Below are 23,028 nucleotides of genomic sequence, written 5' to 3'. Positions count from 1 at the left end.
GAGAACAGGATGGCCCATTTGTCGCCGATCCATTCGTGGAAGCTGAGGGTCCCCTCGGTGCTTTCGGCGGTGAAATCCGGCGCTTCGTCGCCAATGCGGATTGCCATGTTCGATCTCCTTATTTGTGGCTGGGGAGTGGCTACCGCTGCCGCGACAGCCGTTCCGATCAGGCTCGGGCGTCTGCCGCGAACCTATCAGGGGGAAAAGTATAGGCCCGATAACCGGGCTGCGCTGGCTCCCAGCCGCGACTGCCGGGGTGGTTTTTTGGTTCAAGTGGATCAGCGGTCATGCGGGTGGCGCAGCGGGCTGCTATTCCTTCCCAGAGGAGGTTGGCGGACGGATGAAAGTTGCCAAACCTACCCGCGCGGAGGTGAGGAGGGGATGCGTGGCCGTGGTGCGGCAGCCACCAGCCGTCATGGATCGTGGGCAAACCCTCGCCAAGGCTGGTCGCCGCGAGGGTGCCGCGCGGACGTGCAAATTTGGAAGAATGGCGGTCTTCTCCCATGCAGTGGCTTCTGACTCGGTGACCGTCATCTAGCAACCTGAACAGGAGTGAGATCATGGCTACCTTCATCACACTAGCGAATTTCACCGATCAGGGCATTCGGAGCGTAAAGGATTCCCCGGATCGTTTCGAAGCCTTCAAGGCGCTGGCCGAATCGCTCGGCATCACGGTCAAGGCCGCGTACTGGACGGTCGGGAATTACGACCTGGTGCTTATCGTCGAGGGAGCCGAGGAAGCCGCAACCTCACTGCTCTTGAAAGTAGGTTCGCTCGGCAATGTGCGGACGCAGACGCTGCGCGGCTACTCCGAGCAGGAGGTGAGGCGCATCATCGGCAACATGCCTTAGAGCCTGTCCCTGGTGTAAATGGGGAGGGCCACGGGTGAGGCGTGAATGCCTCTCCCGTGGCTCGCCTTGCCATTCCAGCAGGTTCATCTGCACAAATAAATCAGTCCCCTTTTTCGTCCCCTTTTTCACAGGCGATAAGCGGCTGCGCCTAGCCCGTCCCGGAGGCCTGTGCGGTGCTAGCGTTACTAGTGGGGTGGCGCCATTCCCGCAGGGCAGGGCCGCCCGGCCATCCGCTGCCCGGAGCGTCCGGCAGCCGGAGCCGCTCACCGATGAACTCCGCCATCCGCCCGCGAAGCTTTTCGGGCTCCGCCGGGGCGTTGCCATTTATTGTTCAGCCGCCACGGAGGTGATAGTCATGGCCCGTACAACACCCATCAGCCATTACCGCAACATCGGCATAGTGGCCCATGTGGATGCCGGCAAGACCACCACCACCGAGCGGATCCTGTTCTACACCGGGGTCAACTACAAGATGGGCGAGGTGCACGATGGCGCCGCGACCATGGACTGGATGGTGCAGGAGCAGGAGCGCGGCATCACCATCACCTCGGCGGCGACCACGGCGTTCTGGACCGGCTCGCGCAAGCAGCTGGACAAGTACCGCATCAACATCATCGACACCCCCGGGCACGTCGACTTCACCATCGAGGTGGAGCGTTCGCTGCGCGTGCTGGATGGCGCCGTGGTGGTGTTCAGCGGCGCCGATGGCGTCGAGCCGCAGTCCGAGACCGTGTGGCGCCAGGCCGACAAGTACCACGTGCCGCGTATCGCCTACGTCAACAAGATGGACCGCGCCGGCGCCGACTTCCTCCGCGTGGTCGAGCAGATCAAGCAGCGCCTGGGCCACACGCCGGTGCCGATCCAGCTGCCGATCGGCCAGGAGGAGCATTTCCACGGCCAAATCGACCTGATCCGGATGAAGGCCATCTACTGGAGCGATGAGGACCAGGGCATGAGCGGCCGCGAGGAGGCGATTCCCCCCGAGCTGCTGGCGGAGGCACAACGCTGGCGGAGCAACATGCTCGAGGTCGCCGCCGAGGCCAGCGAGGAGCTGATGAACAAGTACCTGGAGGAGGGCGATCTGTCCGAGCAGGAGATCAAGACCGGCCTGCGCCTGCGCACCCTGTCCTGCGAGGTGGTGCCGGCGGTCTGCGGCTCCTCGTTCAAGAACAGGGGCGTGCCGCTGGTGCTGGATGCCGTGGTCGAGCTGCTGCCGGCACCCACCGAGATTCCCGCGATCAAGGGCCTGCACCCGGACAATCTGGAGCGGGCAGACGAGCGCCACGCCGACGACAGCGAGCCCTTCGCGGCGCTGGCGTTCAAGATCGCCAGCGATCCCTTCGTCGGCACCCTGACCTTTATCCGGGTCTATTCCGGGGTGCTGAACTCCGGTGATGCGGTGCTCAACTCGGTCAAGGGCAAGAAGGAGCGGGTCGGCCGCATGGTGCAGATGCACGCCAATCACCGCGCCGAGATCAAGGAGGTGCGGGCCGGCGACATCGCCGCGCTGATCGGCATGAAGGACGTCACCACCGGCGATACCCTGTGCGACCTGAACAGGCCGATCATCCTCGAGCGCATGGACTTCCCCGAGCCGGTGATCTCCATCGCCGTGGAGCCGAAGACCAAGGCCGACCAGGAGAAGATGGGCATCGCCCTGAGCAAACTGGCCCAGGAGGACCCCTCGTTCCGGGTCAAGACCGACGAAGAAACCGCGCAGACCATCATCTCCGGCATGGGCGAGCTGCACCTGGACATCATCGTCGACCGCATGCGCCGCGAGTTCGGCGTCGAGGCCAACACCGGCAAGCCGCAGGTGGCCTACCGCGAGGCGATCCGCAACACCTGCGAGATCGAGGGCAAGTTCGTCCGTCAGTCCGGCGGCCGCGGCCAGTACGGCCATTGCTGGATACGCTTCGCGCCGGCCGACGAGGCCCAGGAGGGGCTGCAGTTCGCCAACGAAGTGGTGGGCGGGGCGATTCCGCGGGAATTTATCCCGGCGATTCAGAAGGGCATCGCGGAGCAGATGAGGAACGGTGTGCTCGCCGGCTACCCGCTGCTCGGTCTGAAGGCCGCGGTATTCGACGGCTCGTTCCACGACGTCGACTCCAGCGAGCTGGCCTTCAAGATCGCCGCCTCCATGGCCACCAAACAGCTGTCGCAGAAGGGCGGCGCGGTGCTGCTGGAGCCGGTGATGAAGCTCGAGGTGGTGACCCCCGAGGAGTACATGGGCGACATCATGGGCGACCTCAACCGCCGCCGTGGCCTGATCCACGGCATGGAGGACGCGGTCTCCGGCAAGATCGTCCGCGCCGAGGTGCCGCTGGGCGAGATGTTCGGCTATGCCACCGATGTGCGTTCGATGTCCCAGGGCCGTGCCAGCTTCTCCATGGAGTTCGCCCGCTACGCCGAGGCGCCGGCGAGCATCGCCGAGGCCATAGTCCGCAAGTCGGGCTGAAGGCGCCGAGGCCAGCCTGCGCCTAGGGTTGGCAAGTGTCGGGTAGCCCAGGCTGCAGTGTAGGGCTCCAGCTGGGTGTCTCCGATTAGATGGGCAGGTGGCCATATGACAGCGCTCGACGACAAGCAGGCAGCACAGCCCGTCCGTGCTCCCGACACTAGCGTGTCTAGCAATGGCGCCGCCGGCGCTGCCGAGGACGGCGCCGCCGGCGCCGCGCCGGTCGCACGGGCGGCCAGTGCCCGCGGTGACCTCGCGGTGGTCGCCGCGTTGCTGCCCTATCTGCGCCCCTACGCCGGACGCATCGCGCTGGCGCTGGCGCTGATCTTCGCCGCCAAGCTGGTCAACCTGTACGTCCCGATCGCCCTCAAGCAGATAGTCGATGGGCTCAATGTCGAGCCCAGCCTGCTGATGCTGCCGGTCGGTCTGCTGCTCGCCTACGGCGCGTCGCGCATCGGCGTCAGCCTGTTCGGCGAGCTGCGTCAGGTGGTGTTCGCCCGCGTCATGGCGCGCGCCTCGCGGCAGATCACCCTGAAGGTGTTCCGCCATCTGCACGGCCTGAGCTTGAAGTTCCACCTCGCCCGCCGCACCGGCGGCGTGGCCCGCGACGTCGAGCGCGGCGGCAGCGCGATCTCCGATCTGCTGGACTGGACGCTCTACACCATAGTGCCGACCCTCCTCGAGGTGCTGCTGGTGACCGTGGTGCTGGTCTGGGCCTACGACTGGGGCTTCGCCTTCATCACCCTCGGCACGCTGCTGGCCTACAGCCTCTGGACCTTCGCCGTGACCGAGTGGCGCACCCGCTTCTACCGCGCCGCGGTGGAGGCCGATACCCGCGCCAACGAGCGTGCGGTGGACTCGCTGCTCAACTACGAGACGGTCAAGTACTTCAACAACGAGGCCCACGAGGCCGCGCGCTACGACGACAACCTGCGGCACCTGGAGAACGCCCGGGTCAAGGCCACCAAGTCGCTGGCCCTGCTCAACCTCGGCCAGACCGTGGTGGTCGCCCTCGGCGTCACCGCCATGATGTGGCGGGCCGCCGCCGGCGTGGTGGCCGGCGAGCTGACCATCGGCGACCTGGTGCTGGTCAACGCCTACCTGCTGCAGCTGTCGGCCCCGCTGTTCGTGCTGGGCATGATGTACCGCGAGGTGAAGCAGGCGCTGACCAATATGGAGCGGCTGTTCGGCCTGCTCGATCAACGCCAGGACGTGCAGGACGCGCCAGCCGCCAAGCCGCTCGCGTCCAGCCAGCCGCGGGTGCGCTTCGAGAACGTCTACTTCGGCTACGACCCGCGCCGGGAGATCCTGCATGGGGTGGATTTCGAGATCCCGCCCGGCGGCACGCTGGCGGTGGTCGGCCGTTCGGGCTCGGGCAAGTCCACCCTGGCCCGCCTGCTGTACCGCTTCTACGACGTCGATGGCGGGCACATCCGCATCGACGGCCAGGACCTGCGCGAGCTGACCCAGGCCTCGGTGCGCGGTGCCATCGGCATAGTCCCGCAGGACACCGTGCTGTTCAACGACAGCATCTACTACAACATTCGCTACGGCCGTCCCGAGGCCAGCCGCGAGGAGATCGAGGCCGCCGCCCGTGCCGCGCATATCCACGAGTTCATCCTGCGCCTGCCGGATGGCTACGCGACCGAAGTCGGCGAACGCGGCCTCAAGCTGTCCGGCGGCGAGAAGCAGCGCGTGGCGATCGCCCGCGCCCTGCTGAAGAACCCGGCCATCCTGATCTTCGACGAGGCCACCTCGGCGCTGGACTCCAAGTCGGAGAAGGCCATCCAGGCCGCGCTCGAGCGCATCCAGGTCGGCCGCACCACCCTGGTGATTGCCCATCGGCTTTCCACTGTGATGGCTGCCGACCTGATCCTAGTGCTGGACGCCGGCCGCATCATCGAAAGCGGCAGCCACCGCGAGTTGCTGGAGGCCGGCGGCAGCTACGCGCAGATGTGGACGCTGCAGCAGCAAGAGCCCGCTGTGGAGAGATCGCCGCGGCCTGACCATCCCTGAGCGGCGCTCCTAACGCGAGCCGAGAGCGCTGAGGTTGAGGCCGCTCGTGCACCAGCGGCTACAAACCAATAGGGAAGTAACAGCAGGGGATGAAGCGCGGCGGAATCCGGGGCAATGCCCGAGAAGCAATCCTCGGCTTGCACTTCGCTCCAGCCGAGTTACGGGCCGATAGTCACGTGTGACAACCAGACCTGTGGCGTAACTAGTGTTTCTGGCACGGCAGCGTTTCTGGCTCGGCGAGTTTTCGCGTCGAGCGCTGAAGAGACGGCATCCGAGCTCCGCTTCCAGCTTAGCGACCGACCGTTAAATCGGCGATGGGCCTAGATTGCGAAGGTCCGTGGGGAGCAGTCATGTCGAACGACGGCCTTGGGGCGGAAGCCAACTCTCAGGCGGGTGACCGGCTGCACTGGCGAACGACCTCACCGGCCATACGGACCCTCAGCAGTGTCTACAAAATTAGGGGCGATTCATAACTCGTATCAGATGGGAGCCTGATGTTGCGGGTGCGGTTCGATGGCTATTAAGCCGCTGGCCTTGGTCGGTGGTTGCTCGCAGGAAGTTAAAACGATTTGATGATTCGTCCGAGGGTTTCCGTAGCCTGTTCGAAGCGCTCGTTCCAGGGGCTGCCATAGTTGAGGCGAATGCAGTTGCGGAAGCGCTGGGTGGGCGAGAAGATCGGCCCTGGCGCAATACTGATGCCTTGAGCCAAGGCCATCTGGAACAGCTTCAGCGAGTCGACTTGTTCCGGGAGTTCCAGCCAGAGGAAGTAGCCACCGGCAGGATGAGATACACGTGTGCTGCTCGGAAGGTGCCGGGCGATAGCCGCCAGCAGTGCGCTTTGCTGTTCTTCGAGGGCGTAGCGCAGTTTACGTAGGTGCCGGTCATAGCCCCCGTGTTGCAGATAGTCGGCGATGGCCGCTTGAGCAGGTACCGAGGCGGAAAGGGTGGTCATCAGCTTGAGCCGTTCGACCTTTTGTGCGAAGCGCCCGGCAGCTACCCAGCCGACCCGGTAACCAGGCGCCAGGCTCTTGGAGAAGGAACCGCAATGCATCACCAGCCCTTGCGTATCGAACGCCTTGGCCGGCTTCGGCGGTTGCGGGCCGAAGTACAGCTCGGCGTAGACGTCGTCTTCAATCAGCGGTACCTGGTGCTGGTGCAGTAACTCCACTAGTTCACGTTTTTTCGTTTCCGGTAGTGTGGCACCCATTGGGTTCTGGAAGCTGGTCATAAACCAGCAGGCTTTGATCGGGTGTCGCTTCAGGGTTTCGGTAAGTACGGCGAGATCAACGCCCTCACGCGGGTGAACTGGAATCTCCACCGCCTTCAACTTGAGGCGTTCGAGCACTTGCAGGCAGGCATAGAACGTCGGGGTTTCGATGGCGACTAGATCGCCCGGTTGAGTCACGGCTTGCAGGCAAAGATTCAGGGCTTCCAGTGCGCCATTGGTGATCACCAATTCCTCAACGGGGAGCATTACCCCGGTAACCATATAGCGCAGGGCGATCTGTCGGCGCAGGTTCGGGTTGCCCGGTGACAGGTCGGCCACCACCATGCGCGGGTCCATGTCGCGGGTGGCGGTGGCCAGCGAGCGGGCCAGGCGCGGAAGGGGAAACAGCAGTGGGCTGGGGAAGGCCGAGCCGAAGGGTACAGTCTCCAGATCCTTGATCGAGTCGAGCACCGAGAACACCAGCTCGCTAACATCCACCTCGGTGGACTCGTTGACCTGCGGGCTGATCGCAGGCTCGGAGAATTGCCGGGGTGCATGATTGTTGACGAAGTAACCGGAGCGCGGCCGGGCGCGGATCAGGCCGCGGCGCTCCAGCAGGTAATAAGCCTGGAACACCGTGGACAGGCTGACGCCGTACGTCTGGCTGGCGTAGCGCACTGAGGGTACGCGTTGCCCGGGGGTGAGCACCCCCGAGCGGATCAGCTCGGCGATCTCGTTGGCGAATTTTTCGTAGCGCTTCATCTTGTCCTGGCACGCGAGTAGCGGAACGTCGTGCGGACACTCTAATGACAACGCGCGGTTCATGCGACGGCCATCAGCGGTTCAGCGGTGCGACGAAGGCGCTGCGCGCCTGCACGCGGTCGCTCGGATCATTGCTATTGGTCACCTCGAAACCGATGCTTTGCGAGGTGCTCTCAGCGCGTTCGCTGGTCATCACCACTGACACCGGAACGTCGACGATCTCCCCGGCGGCCAGGCTCAGTTCGTGGTTTCCTTGTAGCTGGAACTTGTCGGTTTCGGCCAGCGACAGCAGATAGCGCTGCGGTTGCTGGGTCTTGTTGATGACCTTCAAGCTATAGATGTTCTCGATCTGGCCGAGGCTGTTCTCGCGGAACAGGCCACGGTCCTTGGTCACGTCCAGCGAGACCATCGGCCGTTGGGCCAGAGCCAGGGCGAAGGCGCCGATCATCACCAGCAGGACCAGCGTGTAGCCGATCAGGCGGGGTCTCAGCAGGTGGGTCCTGCCACCTTGCAGCACGCGCTCCGAGGTGTAGCGGACCAGGCCACGGGCGTAGCCCATCTTGTCCATGACCGTGTCGCAGGCGTCGATGCAGGCGGCGCAACCGATGCAGTCGATCTGCAAGCCATCGCGAATATCGATGCCGGTCGGGCAGACTTGCACGCACATCTGGCAGTCGACGCAATCCCCCAGGCCTTGGGTGGCCGGGTCGACTTCCTTCTTGCGTGGGCCGCGGCTCTCGCCACGGGCGGCATCGTAGGAGACGGTAAGGGTGTCTTTGTCGAACATCACGCTCTGGAAACGCGCATAGGGGCACATGTGCAGGCACACCTGCTCGCGCAGCCAGCCGGCATTGAGGTAGGTCGCGGCGGTGAAGAACAGTACCCAGAACAGGCTGGCGCCACCCAGTTGCAGGCTGAGCAGTTCGCTCGTCAGCGGGCGGATCGGGGTGAAGTAGCCGACGAAGGTCAGTGCGGTGAGCAGACTGATCGCCAGCCACATGCCGTACTTGGCAGAACGGCGCAGCACCTTGCTGGCGCTCCAGGGCGCGCTGTGCAATTTGATGCGCTGGTTACGGTCACCCTCGGTGACTTTCTCGCACCACATGAAGACCCAGGTCCAGGCGCTCTGTGGACAGGTGTAGCCGCACCAGACGCGCCCGGCGAAGACGGTGATGGCGAACAGGCCGAACGCGCAGATGATCAGCAGCGCCGAGAGCAGGATGAAGTCCTGCGGCCAGAAGGTCGCGCCGAAGATATGGAACTTGCTGGCCGAGAGATCCCAGAGCACGGCCTGGCGGCCGCCCCAGTCGAGCCAGACGGTGCCGAAGAACAGCAGGAACAGAACCCCGCTGCCGCTTATCCGCAAGTTGCGAAAAAAACCGCTGAAGCTACGGGTGGTGATCTGGCCTTCGATCTGTTTGACCTTCGCGCGGGGGATGCTCGAAGGGGCGGCGATCTCGACAATCTGGACGGGAATTCTTTCGCTCATGGCAGGCGCTCATCGGGCTTAATCAGGCCGGGCAACAATGCGGCGCCAAGTGTTTTTATAACAGTCTCAGGTATTTGATAAAAAGCCATATCAGATGCTTTGCGGAGAGGGACTTTCACAGGTTCTAAAGACCTACGTCCACTGCGTTTATCGCGCTCGGCAACGGCGTTGAAAAAGCCTTCTGATACGGTTTTTTCAGGATGATCTGCGGCTGTTTCGTGCCGTGCTGAAACTGCATAGTGACGGGCCTGAGACTGCCGCTCCTGTGTATATCCATACGCAGTTTTCCGTCCGCGGCGGTCTGCTCTGTGAGGTGCCGACTATGTATCACTACGACGATTACGACCGGGCGCTGGTCCATGAGCGGGTGGCGCAGTTTCGCGACCAGGTCGAACGCCGGATCAGCGGGGAACTGAGCGAAGAGGAGTTCCTGCCGCTGCGCCTGCAGAACGGCCTGTACCTGCAGAAACATGCCTACATGCTGCGGGTGGCGATCCCCTACGGCACCCTGGGCTCGAACCAGCTGCGCTGCCTGGCACAAATCGCCCGGCAGTACGACCGCGACTATGGCCACTTCACCACCCGGCAGAACATCCAGTTCAACTGGATCGAACTGGAGAGGGTGCCGGACATTCTCGAGAAACTGGCCGACGTGGAAATGCACGCGATCCAGACCTCCGGCAACTGCGTGCGCAATATCACCACCGAGGCCTTCGCCGGGGTCGCGGCCGATGAGTTGCTCGACCCGCGCCCGCTGGCTGAAATCCTCCGCCAGTGGTCGACGGTCAACCCGGAGTTCCTCTTTCTGCCGCGTAAGTTCAAGATCGCCCTGTGTTCGGCGTTGCAGGATCGCGCAGCAGTGCAGATGCACGACATCGGCCTGTACCTGTATCGCGATGAGCAGGGCCGGATGATGCTCCGTGTGCTGGTCGGAGGTGGTCTGGGGCGTACGCCGATTCTCGGTCTGCAGATCCGCGACGGCCTGCCGTGGCAGCACCTATTGTCTTATGTGGAGGCCGTTTTGCGGGTCTACAACCGCCACGGCCGGCGTGACAACAAGTACAAGGCGCGGATCAAGATCCTGGTCAAGGCACTGGGCATCGAGGCCTTCGCCCGTGAGGTGGAAGAAGAGTGGCAGCAAATCAAGGACGGCCCGGCCGAGCTGACCCTCGATGAGTTCGAGCGGGTCGCGGCGGGCTTCGTCCCACCGGCCTATGAAAGCCTGGCTGACACTGACCTGGAGTTCGGCACCCGCCTGTCCCAGCACCCGGACTTCGCCCGCTGGGTCGATCGCAACGTCTATGCGCACAAGGTCTCGGGCTACGCCTCGGTGGTGCTGTCGACCAAACCGGGTATTACCGCGCCGCCAGGTGACGTCACCTCAACGCAGATGGACGCGGTGGCGGACTGGGCCGACAGCTTCGGTTTCGGCGAAATCCGCATCGCCCATGAGCAGAACCTGGTGCTCCCCGACGTGCGCAAGGCCGACCTGTATGCGCTGTGGCAGCTGGCCTCTGAAGCAGGACTGGCGACGCCGAACATCGGCTTGCTGACCGACATCATCGCCTGCCCCGGTGGCGACTATTGCTCGCTGGCCAACGCCAAATCGATCCCGATCGCGCAGGCGATCCAGCAGCGCTTCGAGGACCTCGACTACCTGCACGACATCGGTGAAATCAGCCTGAACATCTCCGGCTGCATGAATGCCTGTGGTCACCACCATATCGGTAACATCGGCATCCTCGGTGTCGATAAGAACGGCAGCGAGTGGTACCAGATTACCCTCGGCGGCGCCCAGGGTAACTACAGCGCGCTGGGCAAGGTGATGGGCCCTTCCTTTGGCGTTGATGAAGTGCCGGATGTGATCGAGCGCATCGTTGAGACCTTTACCGACTACAGGGAAACCGAAGAAACCTTCGTCGACACCTTCCAGCGCATCGGCCTGGAGCCCTTCAAGGAGCGCGTCTACCGCAAGACTGTGGAAGTGTCGGCATGAACAATCTGATCAAGCTGATCGAAGGTCAGGCGCAGGTCGTCAGTGAAGACAGTTGGAATTTGGTGCGCGAGGCTGAAGGTGAGCTGCCGACAGGCCTCTTGATTCTGTCACTGGAACGCTGGGAGGCCCGTCAGGATGAAGCGGTATTGTGTGGCGAGCGCTTCAGTCTGGATGGGCTGTTGCTGTCGCCTGACGATGAGGTGGAGCGGTTGAAGCCCTGGCTGGGTGTATTGCCGCTGATCGCCGTCGACTTTCCCAGTTTTCGCGACGGCCGCGGTTATAGCCAGGCCTACTTGTTGCGTACCCGTCTCGGCTGGCGTGGCGAGTTGCGGGCGGTGGGTGACGTGCTGCGTGACCAGTTGAGCCATATGCGCCAGTGCGGCTTTGATGCGTTCGCCGTGCGCGAGGACAAATCGGTCGAGGATGCGCTTAAGGGGCTGGCCGGTATCAGCGTGCAATATGGTCGTTCGGTTCTGGAGCCGCGTCCGCTGTTCCGTCGGCGCGGCTGAGGCTTGTCGAGCAGCCTTTGTCTAAGAACCTGTTCATGATCTGCTGCGCGTCGGCCATGCCGCGTTGAAATCGGGCTCAAAATGCTCATTTACTACGTGTAAACTGCGCTTTTGACTCGCTGCGGGCCAGCCTTCTGCTGTTACTCCGCTTCGCTGCGTTGCGCCCGATTTCGCCTTGCCTGACCTTAGCTCGCGAGATCGTGAACAGGCTCTAAAAAACATCCGGGAGACATCCATTCATGCCGTACCGAGTATCACGGAAAGCGGAATGGACTACCTATATCGGGTCGTTAACCGTCAGTTGATAATCGACCATGCCAGGTCCTGCATAAGCAGTTATCGAATCGAGCATCGCCCCTGATCCGCCGGGCAGGGTAAGGCGTCTGAAATGCCGCCTTTCGGCTTTGAGGATGCAACTTCAGTAGCGGCACAAGCCAGCAGTTGCCCGGCCCGGCCGGGCAAACCCATGCACAGACGCCTCAGTACCCGGTCATCTCCAGGTAGCCCACCCCTTGATGGCTGCCGCTGAAACGAATGGGGCCTTCCCAGTAAGGGAAACGGGTATCCATCCAGGCATTTTCCTGCAGCGCCGTGCTGGTGATAGCGAAACCCTGGCTGGCGATGCGCAGCGACCAGCGGGTCGGTAGCTGACGACCCGCGACCCGGCTGTGCTGCAAGGGGGTCATGACGATGTCGCGATTGCCCAGCAGGCGAGTCTGGCCGGTGGCGCTGATCCAGGTGCCGGCGCGGTAGTGTGCACCGTCGGCATGGCGCAGCTGGAACAGCATGAGTTTTTCGCCCGTGCTCAGATGCAGCGAGAACCAGTCCCAGCCTTGCTGGCCGGGCGCCAGGGGCTGGCTGCTCCATTCGCGATCCAGCCAGGCCTGGCCCTTGACCTTATAGGTCTGGCCCTCCAGCTGGATGGCACCCCGAGCCTGAAAGAACGGCTGGCTGTAGTAGTAGGACGCCTGCCCCTGTCCGGACTTCTGGCTGAAGCCCTGCTGGCCGTGCAGGACCGGCGGCAGGCTGCTGACCAGGCGCAGGCGATAACCGAAGGCGCGGCCCCGGGCGTGCAGGTCCAGCTCGCCCAGCTCTGCGTTTGCCGGTTTCTGGCTGCTGAAGTGCCAATCGTCGATCCAGGCCTTGAAAGGCGAACTCATGACGCCGGCCTGGCCGATGCCGCCGCGGGCGAAGGTCTCCGTGGCGCGATGGCCATAGGGGCCGGTCAGCCCGGCATGGCCCATCCACAGGTTCTGGTTGCTCCAGCCCTCATTCGTGGAGCCGGGCTGCAAGGCACTGCGGAACAGGGTCCATTGCACGCCCCAGGCGCGGCCCTGCTCATCCTCCAGATTGGCCGTCACGTACCACCATTCGATGCGGTAATCCGGGTGCGCGCCGTGGTCCGCCGGGAAGCTGAAAGCCCTGCCTGGGCTGACGCGGGCAAAGCTCGCGGCTGCGCTGCCGAGCCCGGCAAAACCCGCGCCAGGGGGCGGTTCGGCATCGCAGGCGCCAAGTAGCAGCACGCCCGCGAGGAGCGCCTGGTGAAGGCTAGCGTTCATCGGCGAAGGTCCTCAGCAGCTCGGCCGGGGTGGTCCGGCCGAGTTTCCACAGCGGCCAGGCGGCGGCCAGCAGCGTGGCCAGCAGGGCCATGGCCAGCAATTGCAGGAGCTGCCCGGGAAACACATGCAGCGGCAGGCGCCAGCCAAAGGCCTGCACGTTGATCACCGCGACCAGACACCAGGCCAGCAACAGCCCCAGCGGCACCGCCAGCAGCAGCGTGAGCAGGGCCAGCAGCAGGGTCTGGCCGAGGCTGAGCCAGGCCAGCTGCGCTCGACTGACCCCCAGCGCCCAGAGCGGTGCCAGTTGGCTCAGGCGCGCCTGGCCGAGGGTCAGCAGGCTGATGAACAGCGCCACGCCGGCCACCCCCAGGGTCAGGCTATTGAGCGCGGCGGTGGCGGCAAAGGTGCGTTCGAACACGCGGGTCGACCAGGCCTTGAGTTCGCTCTGATCGATGATCCGGCTGCTATCCAGGGCGAATGCCTGCTGCAAGGCCTGCATCAGCTCGGGGGCCTCGGCGGCAGGCAGATGCAGGCTGTAACTGCTCGGGCTCAGCCCCGGCCAGTGGCGCTGCAAACCCGCGGCATTGACCAGCAGATGACCCTTCGGGTTGCCGTAATCGGCATAGATGCCGGCGACCACCAGCGTCCATTCGCCTTGGGGGGTGGCCAGGCTCAGGCGTTCGCCCAGGTGCAGGTTCAAGCGTCGCGCCAGCTGCTCGCTGAGCAACAGCGCCTCTTGCCGGGCCAGTTGCTCCCAGGCATCCGGGCTGGCGCTCAGCAGTGGCCAGTGGGCACGGTAGCTCGGGTGATCGAGTATGCCGGTGAGCTGCGCCGGCCAGCCCTGCAGCTGCAGCTCGACCCGCCAGCTCGGCAGTACCGCGCGGACCTGTGGCTGGCGGGTCAACCAGTCACCTATGGCCAGTGCTTGCTGCGGGTCTCGCGGGTTGAGGTAGAGCTCGGCGGCCAGGCGCTGATCGAGCCAGCCGCCGAAGGTCTTGCGAAAGCCCTCGGTCATGCTGCCGACGCCGATATTCGCCGCCAATGCCAGCAGCAGGGCCATCAGCGCCAGTGCCAGGCCCGGCAGCTGCTGCCGGCTGTCGGCGATAAACCACTGCGCCAGCGGCGAGCGGCAGCGGGGTAGCAGGCCCTCCAGCAGCAGGCTCAGGCACAGCGGCAAACCCAGGGCCGCGGCCAGCAGCAAAGCGGCGAGCAGGACAAAGCCTGCGATCAGGCTGTTGCCGCCAAGCAGCGCGCCCAGCGCCAGCAAACCGAGCGCTCCGGCCAGCAGAGCTTGGCGGCGTAACCAGAGCGCCTGGGCCTGCTGCCACGCCTCGGGCTGGGCCAATGCCAGCAGCGGCAAGCGCGCGGCCCTGAGCAGGCTGCCGGCACCGGCGAGCAAGGCGCCGAGCAGGCTGATGGCCAACCCGCTCAGCCACCACAGCGGGCCGAGGCTGAGCTGCCCGGCGACCTCTGCACCATACAGACCACGCAAGCTGGCCACGACATCCGGCAAGAGCAGGCTGGCCAGCCAGTAACCGCTGACCACGCCAGCCAAGCCGCCGAGCAAGGCCAGGCCGCAGAGTTCCAGGGCCAGGGCGCCGAGCAGGGTCCGGGCGCTCACCCCGCAGGCCCGCAGGGTGCGCAGCAGCGCGCGGCGCTGCTCCAGGGCCAGGCCGATGGAGGCGTGCACGATAAACAGCCCGACGACAAAGGCCAGCAAACCGAGGGCCGTGAGATTGAGATGGAAGCTGTCGGTGAGCCGGGCCAGCTCAACCGCTTCGCTGCGGCGGTTCAGTACCAGCTGTTCGGCCAACTGAGGCGGCAGGCTCGGCTTGTCCCGGGCGAAATCGCCGGCCACTAAGAGCCGGGAGAGCTGCTGCGGTGCAGCGAGCAGTCGTTGGGCAACACCGATATCCACCAGCAGCACGCCGGGCGCCAACTGTGCCCGCAGCTCCAGCGGCGGCAGGGCCTGCCCGGATTCACTCAGCGGCCGCGCCCCGGCTTCGAGGTCGAGGGCCTCGAGGGTGTCGGGCGCAATCCAGGTGCGCCCGGGCTGGCCGAGAAAGGTTGCCAGATCCAGGCTGTCGACGGCTTGCCCGGCCAGCGAGGTGCCGGTTGGCAAGGTCAGGGGTTCGATACCGATCAGTTGCAGGCGTTGCTCGGCCTGCCCCTGCAGACGCAAGCGGCCCTGCAGGACTGGCGATACCGGCCAGCCGGCACGCCGCAGCTCGATGAAGTACCGCTGCGGAAATAACCCGCCGTTGTGGGCACTCAGCGCGTATTGGTCATCGCCGGCCAGCAGTTGGCTGGCCCGTGCATAGCTTTCCCGGGCCTGGCTGTTCAGCGCCTGCACGCCCGTCCACAGGCTGGTGGCCAGCCACAAACCGGTCAGCACGCTGAAGAACTGCACCGGATGCCGGCGCCAATGGCTAAACAGGCCACTCAGCGTCCAGTAAAAGATCCGCATCTCAGGCCTCGCCCCGATCCAGCAGGCGGCCGCCCTGCAAGGTCACGCGCCGCTCCAGGCGCGCCGCCATACGCGGGCTATGGGTCACCATCAGGAGGCTGGTCGGGCTGTCGGCGAGCAGTTGCAGCAGCAGCTCCAGCACCTCGTCACTGGTCGCCTCATCCAGGCTGCCGGTGGGTTCGTCGGCCAGCACTAGCGGCGGTCTAGCGGCCAACGCACGCCCCAGCGCCACCCGTTGCTGCTGTCCGCAGGAGAGTTGCTCGGGATAGCGCTCGAGCAGCTCGCCAAGGCCCAGCCGCTGGATCAGCTGCGCCTGCCAGTGCGGGTCATAACGGCCCGCCAGACGCGCCTGGAAGGCCAGATTGTCCTCGACCCGCAGGCTGGAAATCAGGTTGAACTGCTGGAAGATCAGGCCGATCCCCGTGCGCCGCCACGCCGCCAACTGGCTTTCATCGAGCGCCGCCAGCGAGCGCCCGGCAACCCGGATGCTGCCGGCATCGAAGCGATCGAGTCCGGCCACCAGGTGCAGCAGGGTGCTTTTGCCACTGCCGGATTCGCCCATCAGCGCCAGACTGCTGCCCTGCTCCAGCTCGAGGTCGATGCCCCGCAGCACCGCCAGCGGCCCCTGGGGCGTCGGATAGCTTTTGCATAAGCCGTGGATCTTCAGCATCAGTGTGCGGCCTTATCGAGGCTGTGCCGGCGATGGTTTTTAACCGAACTAGAACGCCCAGCGGCACGACCGAGCCTGGGAGCGTCCGCCGCCGGATGAAACCCTTTGCCGCGCTGCAGTTGTAAGTAATAGTGCGCTAGGCCAGCAGGACAAGGCGCTGGAGTCATTAAACCGGCTTGCAGGGGGGCGCATTCGTTGCTAAGCAACAAGAGGCGCAGCTAGCCGCTCAAACTCGGCGCACTCGCTCGCTACGCGAAGCGCGAAGACGCGTGAATCACTCCGGCAGCAAGGAGACAACCACCATGGCCATGACGTTAAGCTCTTCAGCTTTCGCCCAAAACGCGACTATCCCCGTTGTGCACAGCTGCGACGGCCGGGACCTGTCTCCGCCCCTAAGCTGGACGGCACCGCCCGCGGGCACCCAGAGCCTGGTGCTGATTGTCGACGACCCGGATGCTCCCGATCCCGCTGCGCCGAAAATGACCTGGGTCCACTGGCTGCTGTATAACCTGCCGCCCGGTGCCGGTAGCCTGCCCGAGGGGGTTGCGGACCAGGACCTGCCGCCCGGAACCCTGCAGGGGCTCAACGATTGGCAGCGAACCGGTTACGGCGGTCCGTGCCCACCGATCGGCAGCCACCGCTACTTCCATAAATTGTATGCGCTGGACAGGCTGCTCGCCGACCTTCACCACCCCAGCAAGGCGGCGTTGGAGCGGGCGATGAGCGGACATGTCCTGGCCCAAGCAGAACTGCTTGGCTATTACCAGCGGCGGCGCTAGCTATTGAACCCACTCGTTAAACCATTCAGCCGCGGGCGGCACTGACGCCTTCCAGCGTGGCGAAGGAGGTGTCCTTGGCGGTGAGTAGGAAGTCGCGCATGAAGGGCGCATCCAGCATGTCGGTGCGGATGCCGGCGTACAGGGTGGCAAACAAGCCTTTGTCGCCGAGGCGTTTACAGGTGCGCAGACGAGGCTTAGGTAGGTTCCCGGGAGTTCGGGGTAATTCAATTCTAGATTGCAGCAGGGATGTTGCGGTCTGGCTTGAATGAACCATGGCGACTGGTTCTGGGCGTAGCCACTGCAGCCCCTGTGCAGGACTGCAGTGGCGTTGAGCAATACCGATCAGACGATAAAGTCAACGTTGCTGAGAGTGCTCACGCCAAGCAGGGATATCTCAAACTCAGCCGCCGAGTCTGCGTCGGTGCTGCCGTACAGTACGCCGTTGGCGAAACGCAGTTGACCGGCCGCATTGGTGCCGCTGAACGCGGCTGAGCCGATTAAGCTAAAGGCATCGTTGGCCGTGGTTGAGGTATTAGCATCCAAAGTCGACAGGTCGATCTTGTCGCCTTCGCTGGTTTTGAAGTCGCCGACCACATCGCGCAACGCCCCCAGGCCCATCTCGCTCAAGGCATTGAAGTCAAAGCTATCTGCCCCCATGCCACCATACAGCGTGTCGGTGCCAATTCCCCCCAGCAACAGATCATTGTCAGCGCCGCCACTGAGAGTGTCGTTGCCGGCGCCGCCATTCAGGACGTTCGCCGCCGCATTGCCAGTGAGCGTGTTGTTTAGCGCGTTGCCGGTGCCATTGATGGCCGCAGAGCCGGTCAGTACTAGCTTCTCGAGGTTGGCACCAAGGGTCCGGGTCACCGAGGACTGCACCGTATCGATTTCAGTGGCCAGCGTACTGGTTTCGCTAACGACATCGGCAGCGTTATCCACCACATAAGTGTCATTATCGAGGCCACCGATTAGCGTGTCAGAGCCGGCCCCGCCATTGAGGACGTTCGCTGCTGCATTGCCGGTGAGAGTGTCGTTGTAGTTGCTGCCAGTAAGGTTCTCGACGTTCAACAGAGTGTCGGAGCCCGAGCCGCCAGTGGCTTGTGTGGTGATAGTGGCTAGGCTGGTGCTAATGGCACTGCTCGCCAGAGAGTAGGTCGCGGTATCGATGCCAGCCCCGCCGTCCAGTACATTGTTGCCGACGCTCGCATAGAGGGTGTTGTTGAGGTTATTGCCAGTACCGTTGATGGCTGCGCCGCCGATCAGTACCAAGTTCTCGAGGTTGGCACCGAGTGTCCAGTTTGCCGACGACCACACTGAGTCGATTTCAGTGGCCAGCGTGCTGGTTTCGCTAACGACATCGGCAATGTTATCGACCACGTAGGTGTCGTTACCGAGGCCGCCGATTAGCGTGTCGATGCCGGCGCCGCCATTCAGGATGTTCGCAGCAGCATTGCCGGTGAGCATGTTGCCTAGCGCGTTGCCGGCGCCATTGATGGCGGCAGAACCGGTCAATACTAGCTTCTCGAGGTTGGTGCCGAGGGTCCAGTTTACCGACGACCACACTGAGTCGATTTCAGTGGCCAGCGTACTGGTTTCGCTAACGACATCGGCGACGTTATCGACCACATAGGTGTCATTACCGAGGCCGCCGATCAGCGTGTCGATGCCGGCGCCGCCATTCAGGATGTTCGCAGCAGCGTTGCCGGTGAGCGTGTTGTTCAGCGCGTTGCCGGTGCCATTGATGGCCGCAGTACCGGTCAGTACTAACTTCTCGAGGTTAACGCCGAGAGTCCACGTCACCGAGGACTGCACGGTATCGATCTCACCGGCCAGCGTACTGGTTTCGCTAATGACATCGGCGATGTTGTCGACCACATAGGTGTCGTTACCGAGGCCACCGATCAGCATGTCGATACCCTGGCCACCGATCAGTGTGTCGCTGCCATTGCCACCATCAAGCCAATCGCTGCCGGCGTTGCCTAATAAGAGATCATTACCATCGTGACCTCTTAGCCAATCGTTGTACGCTGAGCCGTTTATTGAGTCATTCGATCGGAGTACATAGGCTTGTAAGCTCTCCCCGTAACCGTAATCGAGGTAATACTGAACGGTGAGAGCGTCTGCATTAGCGCCGCTTACAGCGTATTGCAATACACCGCCTTCTGAATAGCTATAGCCGGTGGCTGTCCCTCCCGCTAAAGAGCCGTCGGAATAGTAAAAAAAAGACCCGGTATAGATGCCGGTCTGATAGCCGTTTGAAATAGTTATGTGAGAACTGTCGCCGACCGCATCTCCGTACCAGACGCTAGTGTCAAACATGTCTCCAGACTTATAAAACGTGACTGTGGTCATTTTCTATCCCTGAATTCATAGAATAAATACAACGTTTGAAGCGAGAAGTAGAGAGCCGGCAGCCGGTAGAAACCAGGCTCTCACACCGAAGGATTCAAGCGCAGATGAGCACGCCTTACCGGCAGCTGACTCAGGGCCCCGTTACCAAATTGAGATGAGTTTAGCTTGCAATCAGAGTCAAGCCTGCATTGCCCGACAGCTTGGTGTGCAGGCCTCGACGATCAGTCGCGAGGTTCGTTGCAACGGCTCTCAGATGCCCTATAACGCTAATTGGGCATCCAGGCAGTTTGCTGCCGATGATCTCGACGGCCAGGCCAGCAGCGTTATCCCCGCGAATGCGGAGATTCAGAGGCTTGCGGCTTATTCGGCTCTCCTTCAACCATTCAGCCGCGGGCGGCACTGACGCCTTCCAGCGTGGCGAAGGAGGTGTCCTTGGCGGTGAGTAGGAAGTCGCGCATGAAGGGCGCATCCAGCATGTCGCTGCGGATGCCGGCGTACAGCGTGGCAAACAGGCCTTTGTCGCCGAGGCGTTTGGCCGTCACATAACCACGCGAGCTGTACTCATGCAGCGCCCAATTCGGCAGGCCACAGACGCCGCGCCCGCTGGCCACCAGCTGCATCATCATCACCGTCAGCTCCGAGGTGCGCACCTGCGCCGGTTCGATATCGGCCGGTTCCAGAAAGCGGGTGAAGATATCCAGGCGGTCGCGCTCCACCGGATAGGTGATCAGGGTTTCCTTGGCCAGGTCGCCCGGCACTATGTAGGGCTTGTTCGCCAGGCCGTGCTGGTTGGCTACGGCGAGCATGGCCTCGTAGGTGAACAGCGGCACATAGGTGATGCCGGCCAGTTCGAGGGGGTCGGAGGTCACCACCAGATCCAGATCGCCGCGGGCCAGGGCCGGCAGCGGGGCGAAGGAGAAGCCCGAGGCCAGGTCCAGCTCGACTTCCGGCCAGGCGTCGCGGAACTGGTCGATGGTCGGCATCAGCCACTGGAAGCAGCTGTGGCATTCGATCGCCATGTGCAAGCGCCCGGCGGTGCCGCCAGCCAACCGTGCCATGTCGCGCTCGGCGGCGCGCAGTTGCGGTAAGAGCGCATCGGCCAATTGCAGCAGGCGCAAGCCGGCGCTGGAGAAGCGCAGCGGTTTGGTCTTGCGCACGAACAGCGGCATGCCCAGGCGCTCTTCCAGTTCCTTGAACTGGTGGGAGAGGGCGGATTGGGTCAGGTGCAGGCGCTCGGCGGCATCCACCAGGCTATCGGCCTCACGCAAGGCGTGCAGGGTCTTGAGGTGGCGAAATTCCAGCATGCGGCGAACCTCGTGGTGAGGGGGTTAAGCGTCGATAGGGTGACGACAGCTCTTTGTAGGGAGTTGCAGTTCAACGTTAAAGAAAACTAATCATGAGTGAATCTATCGATCAACGCGAATATGTTGAGTTTGTCTCATGGTGCCTCGCCTGTCGACAATAGCTCCCATCATTTGCATGGAGGTGTTTTGTCATGGCCCTGGCCCACAACCTTGGTTTTCCCCGTATCGGTCGCGACCGTGAACTGAAGAAGGCGCTGGAAGCCTATTGGCAAGGCGATCTCGACGAAGCCGGCTTGCGTGCGGTCGGCCGCGAGTTGCGCGCCAGCCATTGGCAGGTACAGCGAGACGCCGGCATCGAGCTGCTGCCGGTGGGCGATTTCGCCTGGTACGACCAGGTGCTCACGCACTCGCTGTGCTTCGGCGTGATCCCCGAGCGGTTTCGCCCGCAGGCGGGGCTGCCGACCCTGGAGACCCTGTTCGCCATGGCGCGTGGCGCTGTTGGCAACCAGAGCCGCCAAGCCTGCTGCGGCGGCGCCCATGCGCAGCCGCTTCTCGCACAAGAGCTAACCAAATGGTTCGACAGCAACTACCACTACCTGGTCCCCGAGTTCAGCCAGGATCAACGGTTCCAGCTGAGCTGGGAGCAGCTGTTCGAAGAGGTCGAAGAGGCGCACGCGCTGGGCCATAGCGTCAAACCGGTGTTGATCGGCCCGCTGACTTACCTGTGGCTGGGCAAGGCCAAGGGTGACAGCTTCGACAAGCTGGAGTTGCTCGAACGCCTGCTGCCGCTCTACGGCGAAATCCTCGGCCGCCTCGCCGGGCAGGGCGTGGAGTGGGTGCAGCTCGACGAGCCGATCCTCGCGCTGGACTTGCCGCAAGACTGGAAAAACGCCTTCGAGCGCGCCTATCACCTGTTGCAGTACTCGCCGCTGAAGAAGCTGATCGCCACCTATTTCGGCGGCCTGGAAGACAACCTCGGGCTGGCCGCCGCGCTGCCGGTGCAGGGCCTGCATGTCGACCTGGTACGCGCGCCGGAACAGCTGGGCGCCGTGCTCGACCGCCTGCCGACCTACAAGGTGTTGTCGCTGGGCGTGGTCAACGGCCGTAACGTCTGGCGCTGCGATCTGGAGAAAGCCTTGGCGCACCTGCAGGAGGCGCAACTGCGCTTCGGCGCTAACCTCTGGGTGGCCGGTTCCTGCTCGCTGCTGCACAGCCCGGTGGATCTGCGTCGTGAAGATCAGCTGGATGCCGAGCTGAGCAGTTGGCTGGCCTTCGCCGTGCAGAAGTGTGGCGAGATCGCCCTATTGGCTAAGGCGCTGGGCGCGCCGGAAGATCCTACGGTGCAAGCGGCCCTGGCCGAGAGCCGTGCGCTGCAGGCGAGCCGGGCGCAATCCCCGCGCATCCACAAGGCCGAAGTGCAGGCCCGGCTGGCGGCGATCAGCGCGGCGGACAGCCAGCGGCTGTCGCCCTTCGGCGCGCGTATCGAGGTGCAACGCGCGCGCCTGAACCTGCCGAGGTTCCCGACCACCACCATAGGTTCCTTCCCGCAGACCGCGGCGATTCGCCTGGCGCGCCAGGCGTTCAAGCGCGGCAAGCTGTCGGCCGGCGAATACACCGAGGCCATGCACAACGAAATCCGCCACGCCGTCGAGGTGCAGGAGCGCCTGGGCCTGGACGTGCTGGTACACGGCGAGGCGGAGCGCAATGACATGGTCGAATACTTCGCCGAGCAGCTTGACGGTTATATGTTCACCCGTTTCGGCTGGGTACAGAGCTACGGTTCGCGCTGCGTCAAACCGGCGGTGATCTTCGGCGACCTGAGCCGCCCGCAACCGATGACTGTGGAGTGGATTCGCTATGCGCAGAGCCTCACCGACAAGGTGCTGAAGGGCATGCTGACCGGCCCGGTGACCATGCTGATGTGGTCCTTCGCCCGTGAAGATCTGTCGCGTGAGGTGCAGGCTCGCCAGCTGGCGCTGGCCATCCGCGACGAGGTGCTCGACCTGGAGGCGGCTGGGATCAAGATCGTGCAGATCGACGAAGCGGCCTTTCGTGAAGGGCTGCCGTTACGCCAGGGGCAGTGGCAGCACTATCTCGACTGGGCGGTGGAAGCCTTCCGCCTTGCTGCCTGCGGCGTGCGCGACGAAACCCAGATCCACACCCACATGTGCTACAGCGAGTTCAATGACGTGATCGAGTCGATCGCGGCGCTGGATGCCGACGTCATCACCATCGAGACCTCGCGTTCGGCTATGCAGTTGCTGCAAGCCTTCGAGGCCTTCGACTATCCGAACGACATCGGCCCGGGTGTGTATGACATTCACTCGCCCCAGGTGCCGGACACGGCGGCGATGGTCAAACTGCTGAGCAAGGCGGTGCAACACATCCCCGCCGAGCGGCTGTGGGTCAACCCGGACTGCGGCCTGAAAACCCGTGGCTGGCCGGAGACCGAAGCGGCGCTGGCCAATATGGTCGCGGCGGCGCGGCAGCTGCGCGGGCGCAAGGCGCAGGCGGCGTAGCGGGTGCGGACAACCGCAGGATTGCCGAGCCGAGTCACACAATAAGCGACCGCTCGGCAATATTCATCAAATTGTCATGGTTTTGTGGCAGCG

Annotated in this window: 14 protein-coding genes and 2 pseudogenes; 7 read left to right on the top strand and 9 right to left on the bottom strand. The window is 63.6% G+C overall.

Annotated elements, in window-relative coordinates:
- Window positions 1-107, bottom strand: a pseudogene (locus FFS12_RS10505) (peroxiredoxin); the annotation flags it as partial.
- Window positions 108-560: 453 nt separating this feature from the next.
- On the opposite strand from FFS12_RS10505, the gene FFS12_RS10500 reads away from it, so the two are divergent.
- The 3 genes from FFS12_RS10500 to FFS12_RS10490 all read left to right on the top strand — a co-directional run bounded on the left by FFS12_RS10500 (window position 561) and on the right by FFS12_RS10490 (window position 5,322).
- On the top strand, window positions 561-851 hold the full coding sequence (locus tag FFS12_RS10500; protein WP_137818855.1) for a GYD domain-containing protein: 291 nt from the start codon (window positions 561-563) through the stop codon (window positions 849-851).
- A 355-nt stretch (window positions 852-1,206) separates the two neighbouring features.
- On the top strand, window positions 1,207-3,309 hold the full coding sequence (fusA, locus tag FFS12_RS10495) for an elongation factor G (protein ID WP_137886772.1): 2,103 nt from the start codon (window positions 1,207-1,209) through the stop codon (window positions 3,307-3,309).
- A 105-nt stretch (window positions 3,310-3,414) separates the two neighbouring features.
- Window positions 3,415-5,322, top strand: a complete 1,908-nt coding sequence (locus tag FFS12_RS10490; protein WP_137886771.1) for an ABC transporter ATP-binding protein/permease — start codon at window positions 3,415-3,417, stop codon at window positions 5,320-5,322.
- A gap of 559 nt (window positions 5,323-5,881) precedes the next feature.
- Here the strand turns inward: FFS12_RS10490 and mapR are convergent.
- A complete protein-coding gene (gene mapR, locus FFS12_RS10485; RefSeq protein ID WP_137886770.1) occupies window positions 5,882-7,291 on the bottom strand; it encodes a GntR family transcriptional regulator MpaR in 1,410 nt (469 codons plus the stop codon).
- 73 nt (window positions 7,292-7,364) lie between these two features.
- Entirely contained in the window at window positions 7,365-8,780 is a 1,416-nt protein-coding gene (ccoG, locus tag FFS12_RS10480) for a cytochrome c oxidase accessory protein CcoG (protein WP_137886769.1), read from the bottom strand.
- Window positions 8,781-9,102: 322 nt separating this feature from the next.
- On the opposite strand from ccoG, the gene FFS12_RS10475 reads away from it, so the two are divergent.
- Together FFS12_RS10475 and FFS12_RS10470 are read left to right on the top strand one after the other, a co-directional pair.
- Window positions 9,103-10,776, top strand: coding sequence for a nitrite/sulfite reductase (locus FFS12_RS10475; RefSeq protein ID WP_137886768.1), 1,674 nt, complete (start codon window positions 9,103-9,105; stop codon window positions 10,774-10,776).
- On the top strand, window positions 10,773-11,285 hold the full coding sequence (locus FFS12_RS10470; protein ID WP_137886767.1) for a DUF934 domain-containing protein: 513 nt from the start codon (window positions 10,773-10,775) through the stop codon (window positions 11,283-11,285). The genes FFS12_RS10475 and FFS12_RS10470 overlap by 4 nt, the downstream gene beginning before the upstream one ends.
- Before the next feature lie 479 nt (window positions 11,286-11,764).
- Here FFS12_RS10470 and FFS12_RS10465 read toward each other — a convergent pair whose 3' ends face one another.
- From FFS12_RS10465 to FFS12_RS10455, 3 genes are read right to left on the bottom strand one after another with little or no spacing between them, the layout of a single operon-like run.
- The gene (locus FFS12_RS10465; protein WP_137886766.1) at window positions 11,765-12,844 is read right to left on the bottom strand and encodes a lipocalin-like domain-containing protein; all 1,080 of its coding nucleotides are present in this window, start codon (window positions 12,842-12,844) and stop codon (window positions 11,765-11,767) included.
- Window positions 12,834-15,311, bottom strand: a complete 2,478-nt coding sequence (locus FFS12_RS10460) for an FtsX-like permease family protein (protein ID WP_137886765.1) — start codon at window positions 15,309-15,311, stop codon at window positions 12,834-12,836. The genes FFS12_RS10465 and FFS12_RS10460 overlap by 11 nt, the downstream gene beginning before the upstream one ends.
- Window position 15,312: 1 nt before the next feature.
- Entirely contained in the window at window positions 15,313-15,981 is a 669-nt protein-coding gene (locus FFS12_RS10455) for an ABC transporter ATP-binding protein (protein WP_137886764.1), read from the bottom strand.
- Window positions 15,982-16,283: 302 nt separating this feature from the next.
- Between FFS12_RS10455 and FFS12_RS10450 the strand changes: the two genes are divergently transcribed.
- Window positions 16,284-16,760 (top strand): YbhB/YbcL family Raf kinase inhibitor-like protein, encoded by a 477-nt coding sequence (locus FFS12_RS10450; protein ID WP_137886763.1) that lies wholly within the window; start codon window positions 16,284-16,286, stop codon window positions 16,758-16,760.
- A gap of 25 nt (window positions 16,761-16,785) precedes the next feature.
- Here FFS12_RS10450 and FFS12_RS10445 read toward each other — a convergent pair.
- From FFS12_RS10445 to metR, 3 genes and pseudogenes are all read right to left on the bottom strand, one after another.
- Window positions 16,786-16,941: pseudogene (locus tag FFS12_RS10445) on the bottom strand (LysR family transcriptional regulator); the annotation flags it as partial.
- 161 nt (window positions 16,942-17,102) lie between these two features.
- Window positions 17,103-19,112 (bottom strand): calcium-binding protein, encoded by a 2,010-nt coding sequence (locus FFS12_RS10440; protein ID WP_137886762.1) that lies wholly within the window; start codon window positions 19,110-19,112, stop codon window positions 17,103-17,105.
- 383 nt (window positions 19,113-19,495) lie between these two features.
- On the bottom strand, window positions 19,496-20,416 hold the full coding sequence (gene metR / locus FFS12_RS10430) for a transcriptional regulator MetR (RefSeq protein WP_137886760.1): 921 nt from the start codon (window positions 20,414-20,416) through the stop codon (window positions 19,496-19,498).
- A gap of 191 nt (window positions 20,417-20,607) precedes the next feature.
- Here metR and metE point away from each other — a divergent pair, with 191 nt between their 5' ends.
- A complete protein-coding gene (gene metE, locus FFS12_RS10425; protein WP_137886759.1) occupies window positions 20,608-22,935 on the top strand; it encodes a 5-methyltetrahydropteroyltriglutamate--homocysteine S-methyltransferase in 2,328 nt (775 codons plus the stop codon).
- Window positions 22,936-23,028: the final 93 nt, after the last annotated feature.

The organism is Pseudomonas sp. 2FE (genome assembly GCF_005503735.1).
In the GTDB taxonomy this organism is placed as follows: domain Bacteria; phylum Pseudomonadota; class Gammaproteobacteria; order Pseudomonadales; family Pseudomonadaceae; genus Aquipseudomonas.
Note: the sequence above shows the minus strand (reverse complement) of the source record. Positions and strands in the feature narration are given on the sequence as shown.

Excerpts from the sequence above, each read along its gene's own strand:
- FFS12_RS10500 (WP_137818855.1), top strand. The coding sequence starts at position 561 with ATGGCTACCTTCATCACACTAGCGAATTTCACCGATCAGGGCATTCGG.
- fusA (WP_137886772.1), top strand. The coding sequence starts at position 1,207 with ATGGCCCGTACAACACCCATCAGCCATTACCGCAACATCGGCATAGTG.
- FFS12_RS10490 (WP_137886771.1), top strand. The coding sequence starts at position 3,415 with ATGACAGCGCTCGACGACAAGCAGGCAGCACAGCCCGTCCGTGCTCCC.
- mapR (WP_137886770.1), bottom strand. The coding sequence starts at position 7,291 with ATGAAGCGCTACGAAAAATTCGCCAACGAGATCGCCGAGCTGATCCGC.
- ccoG (WP_137886769.1), bottom strand. The coding sequence starts at position 8,780 with ATGAGCGAAAGAATTCCCGTCCAGATTGTCGAGATCGCCGCCCCTTCG.
- FFS12_RS10475 (WP_137886768.1), top strand. The coding sequence starts at position 9,103 with ATGTATCACTACGACGATTACGACCGGGCGCTGGTCCATGAGCGGGTG.
- FFS12_RS10470 (WP_137886767.1), top strand. The coding sequence starts at position 10,773 with ATGAACAATCTGATCAAGCTGATCGAAGGTCAGGCGCAGGTCGTCAGT.
- FFS12_RS10465 (WP_137886766.1), bottom strand. The coding sequence starts at position 12,844 with ATGAACGCTAGCCTTCACCAGGCGCTCCTCGCGGGCGTGCTGCTACTT.
- FFS12_RS10460 (WP_137886765.1), bottom strand. The coding sequence starts at position 15,311 with ATGCGGATCTTTTACTGGACGCTGAGTGGCCTGTTTAGCCATTGGCGC.
- FFS12_RS10455 (WP_137886764.1), bottom strand. The coding sequence starts at position 15,981 with ATGCTGAAGATCCACGGCTTATGCAAAAGCTATCCGACGCCCCAGGGG.
- FFS12_RS10450 (WP_137886763.1), top strand. The coding sequence starts at position 16,284 with ATGGCCATGACGTTAAGCTCTTCAGCTTTCGCCCAAAACGCGACTATC.
- FFS12_RS10440 (WP_137886762.1), bottom strand. The coding sequence starts at position 19,112 with ATGACCACAGTCACGTTTTATAAGTCTGGAGACATGTTTGACACTAGC.
- metR (WP_137886760.1), bottom strand. The coding sequence starts at position 20,416 with ATGCTGGAATTTCGCCACCTCAAGACCCTGCACGCCTTGCGTGAGGCC.
- metE (WP_137886759.1), top strand. The coding sequence starts at position 20,608 with ATGGCCCTGGCCCACAACCTTGGTTTTCCCCGTATCGGTCGCGACCGT.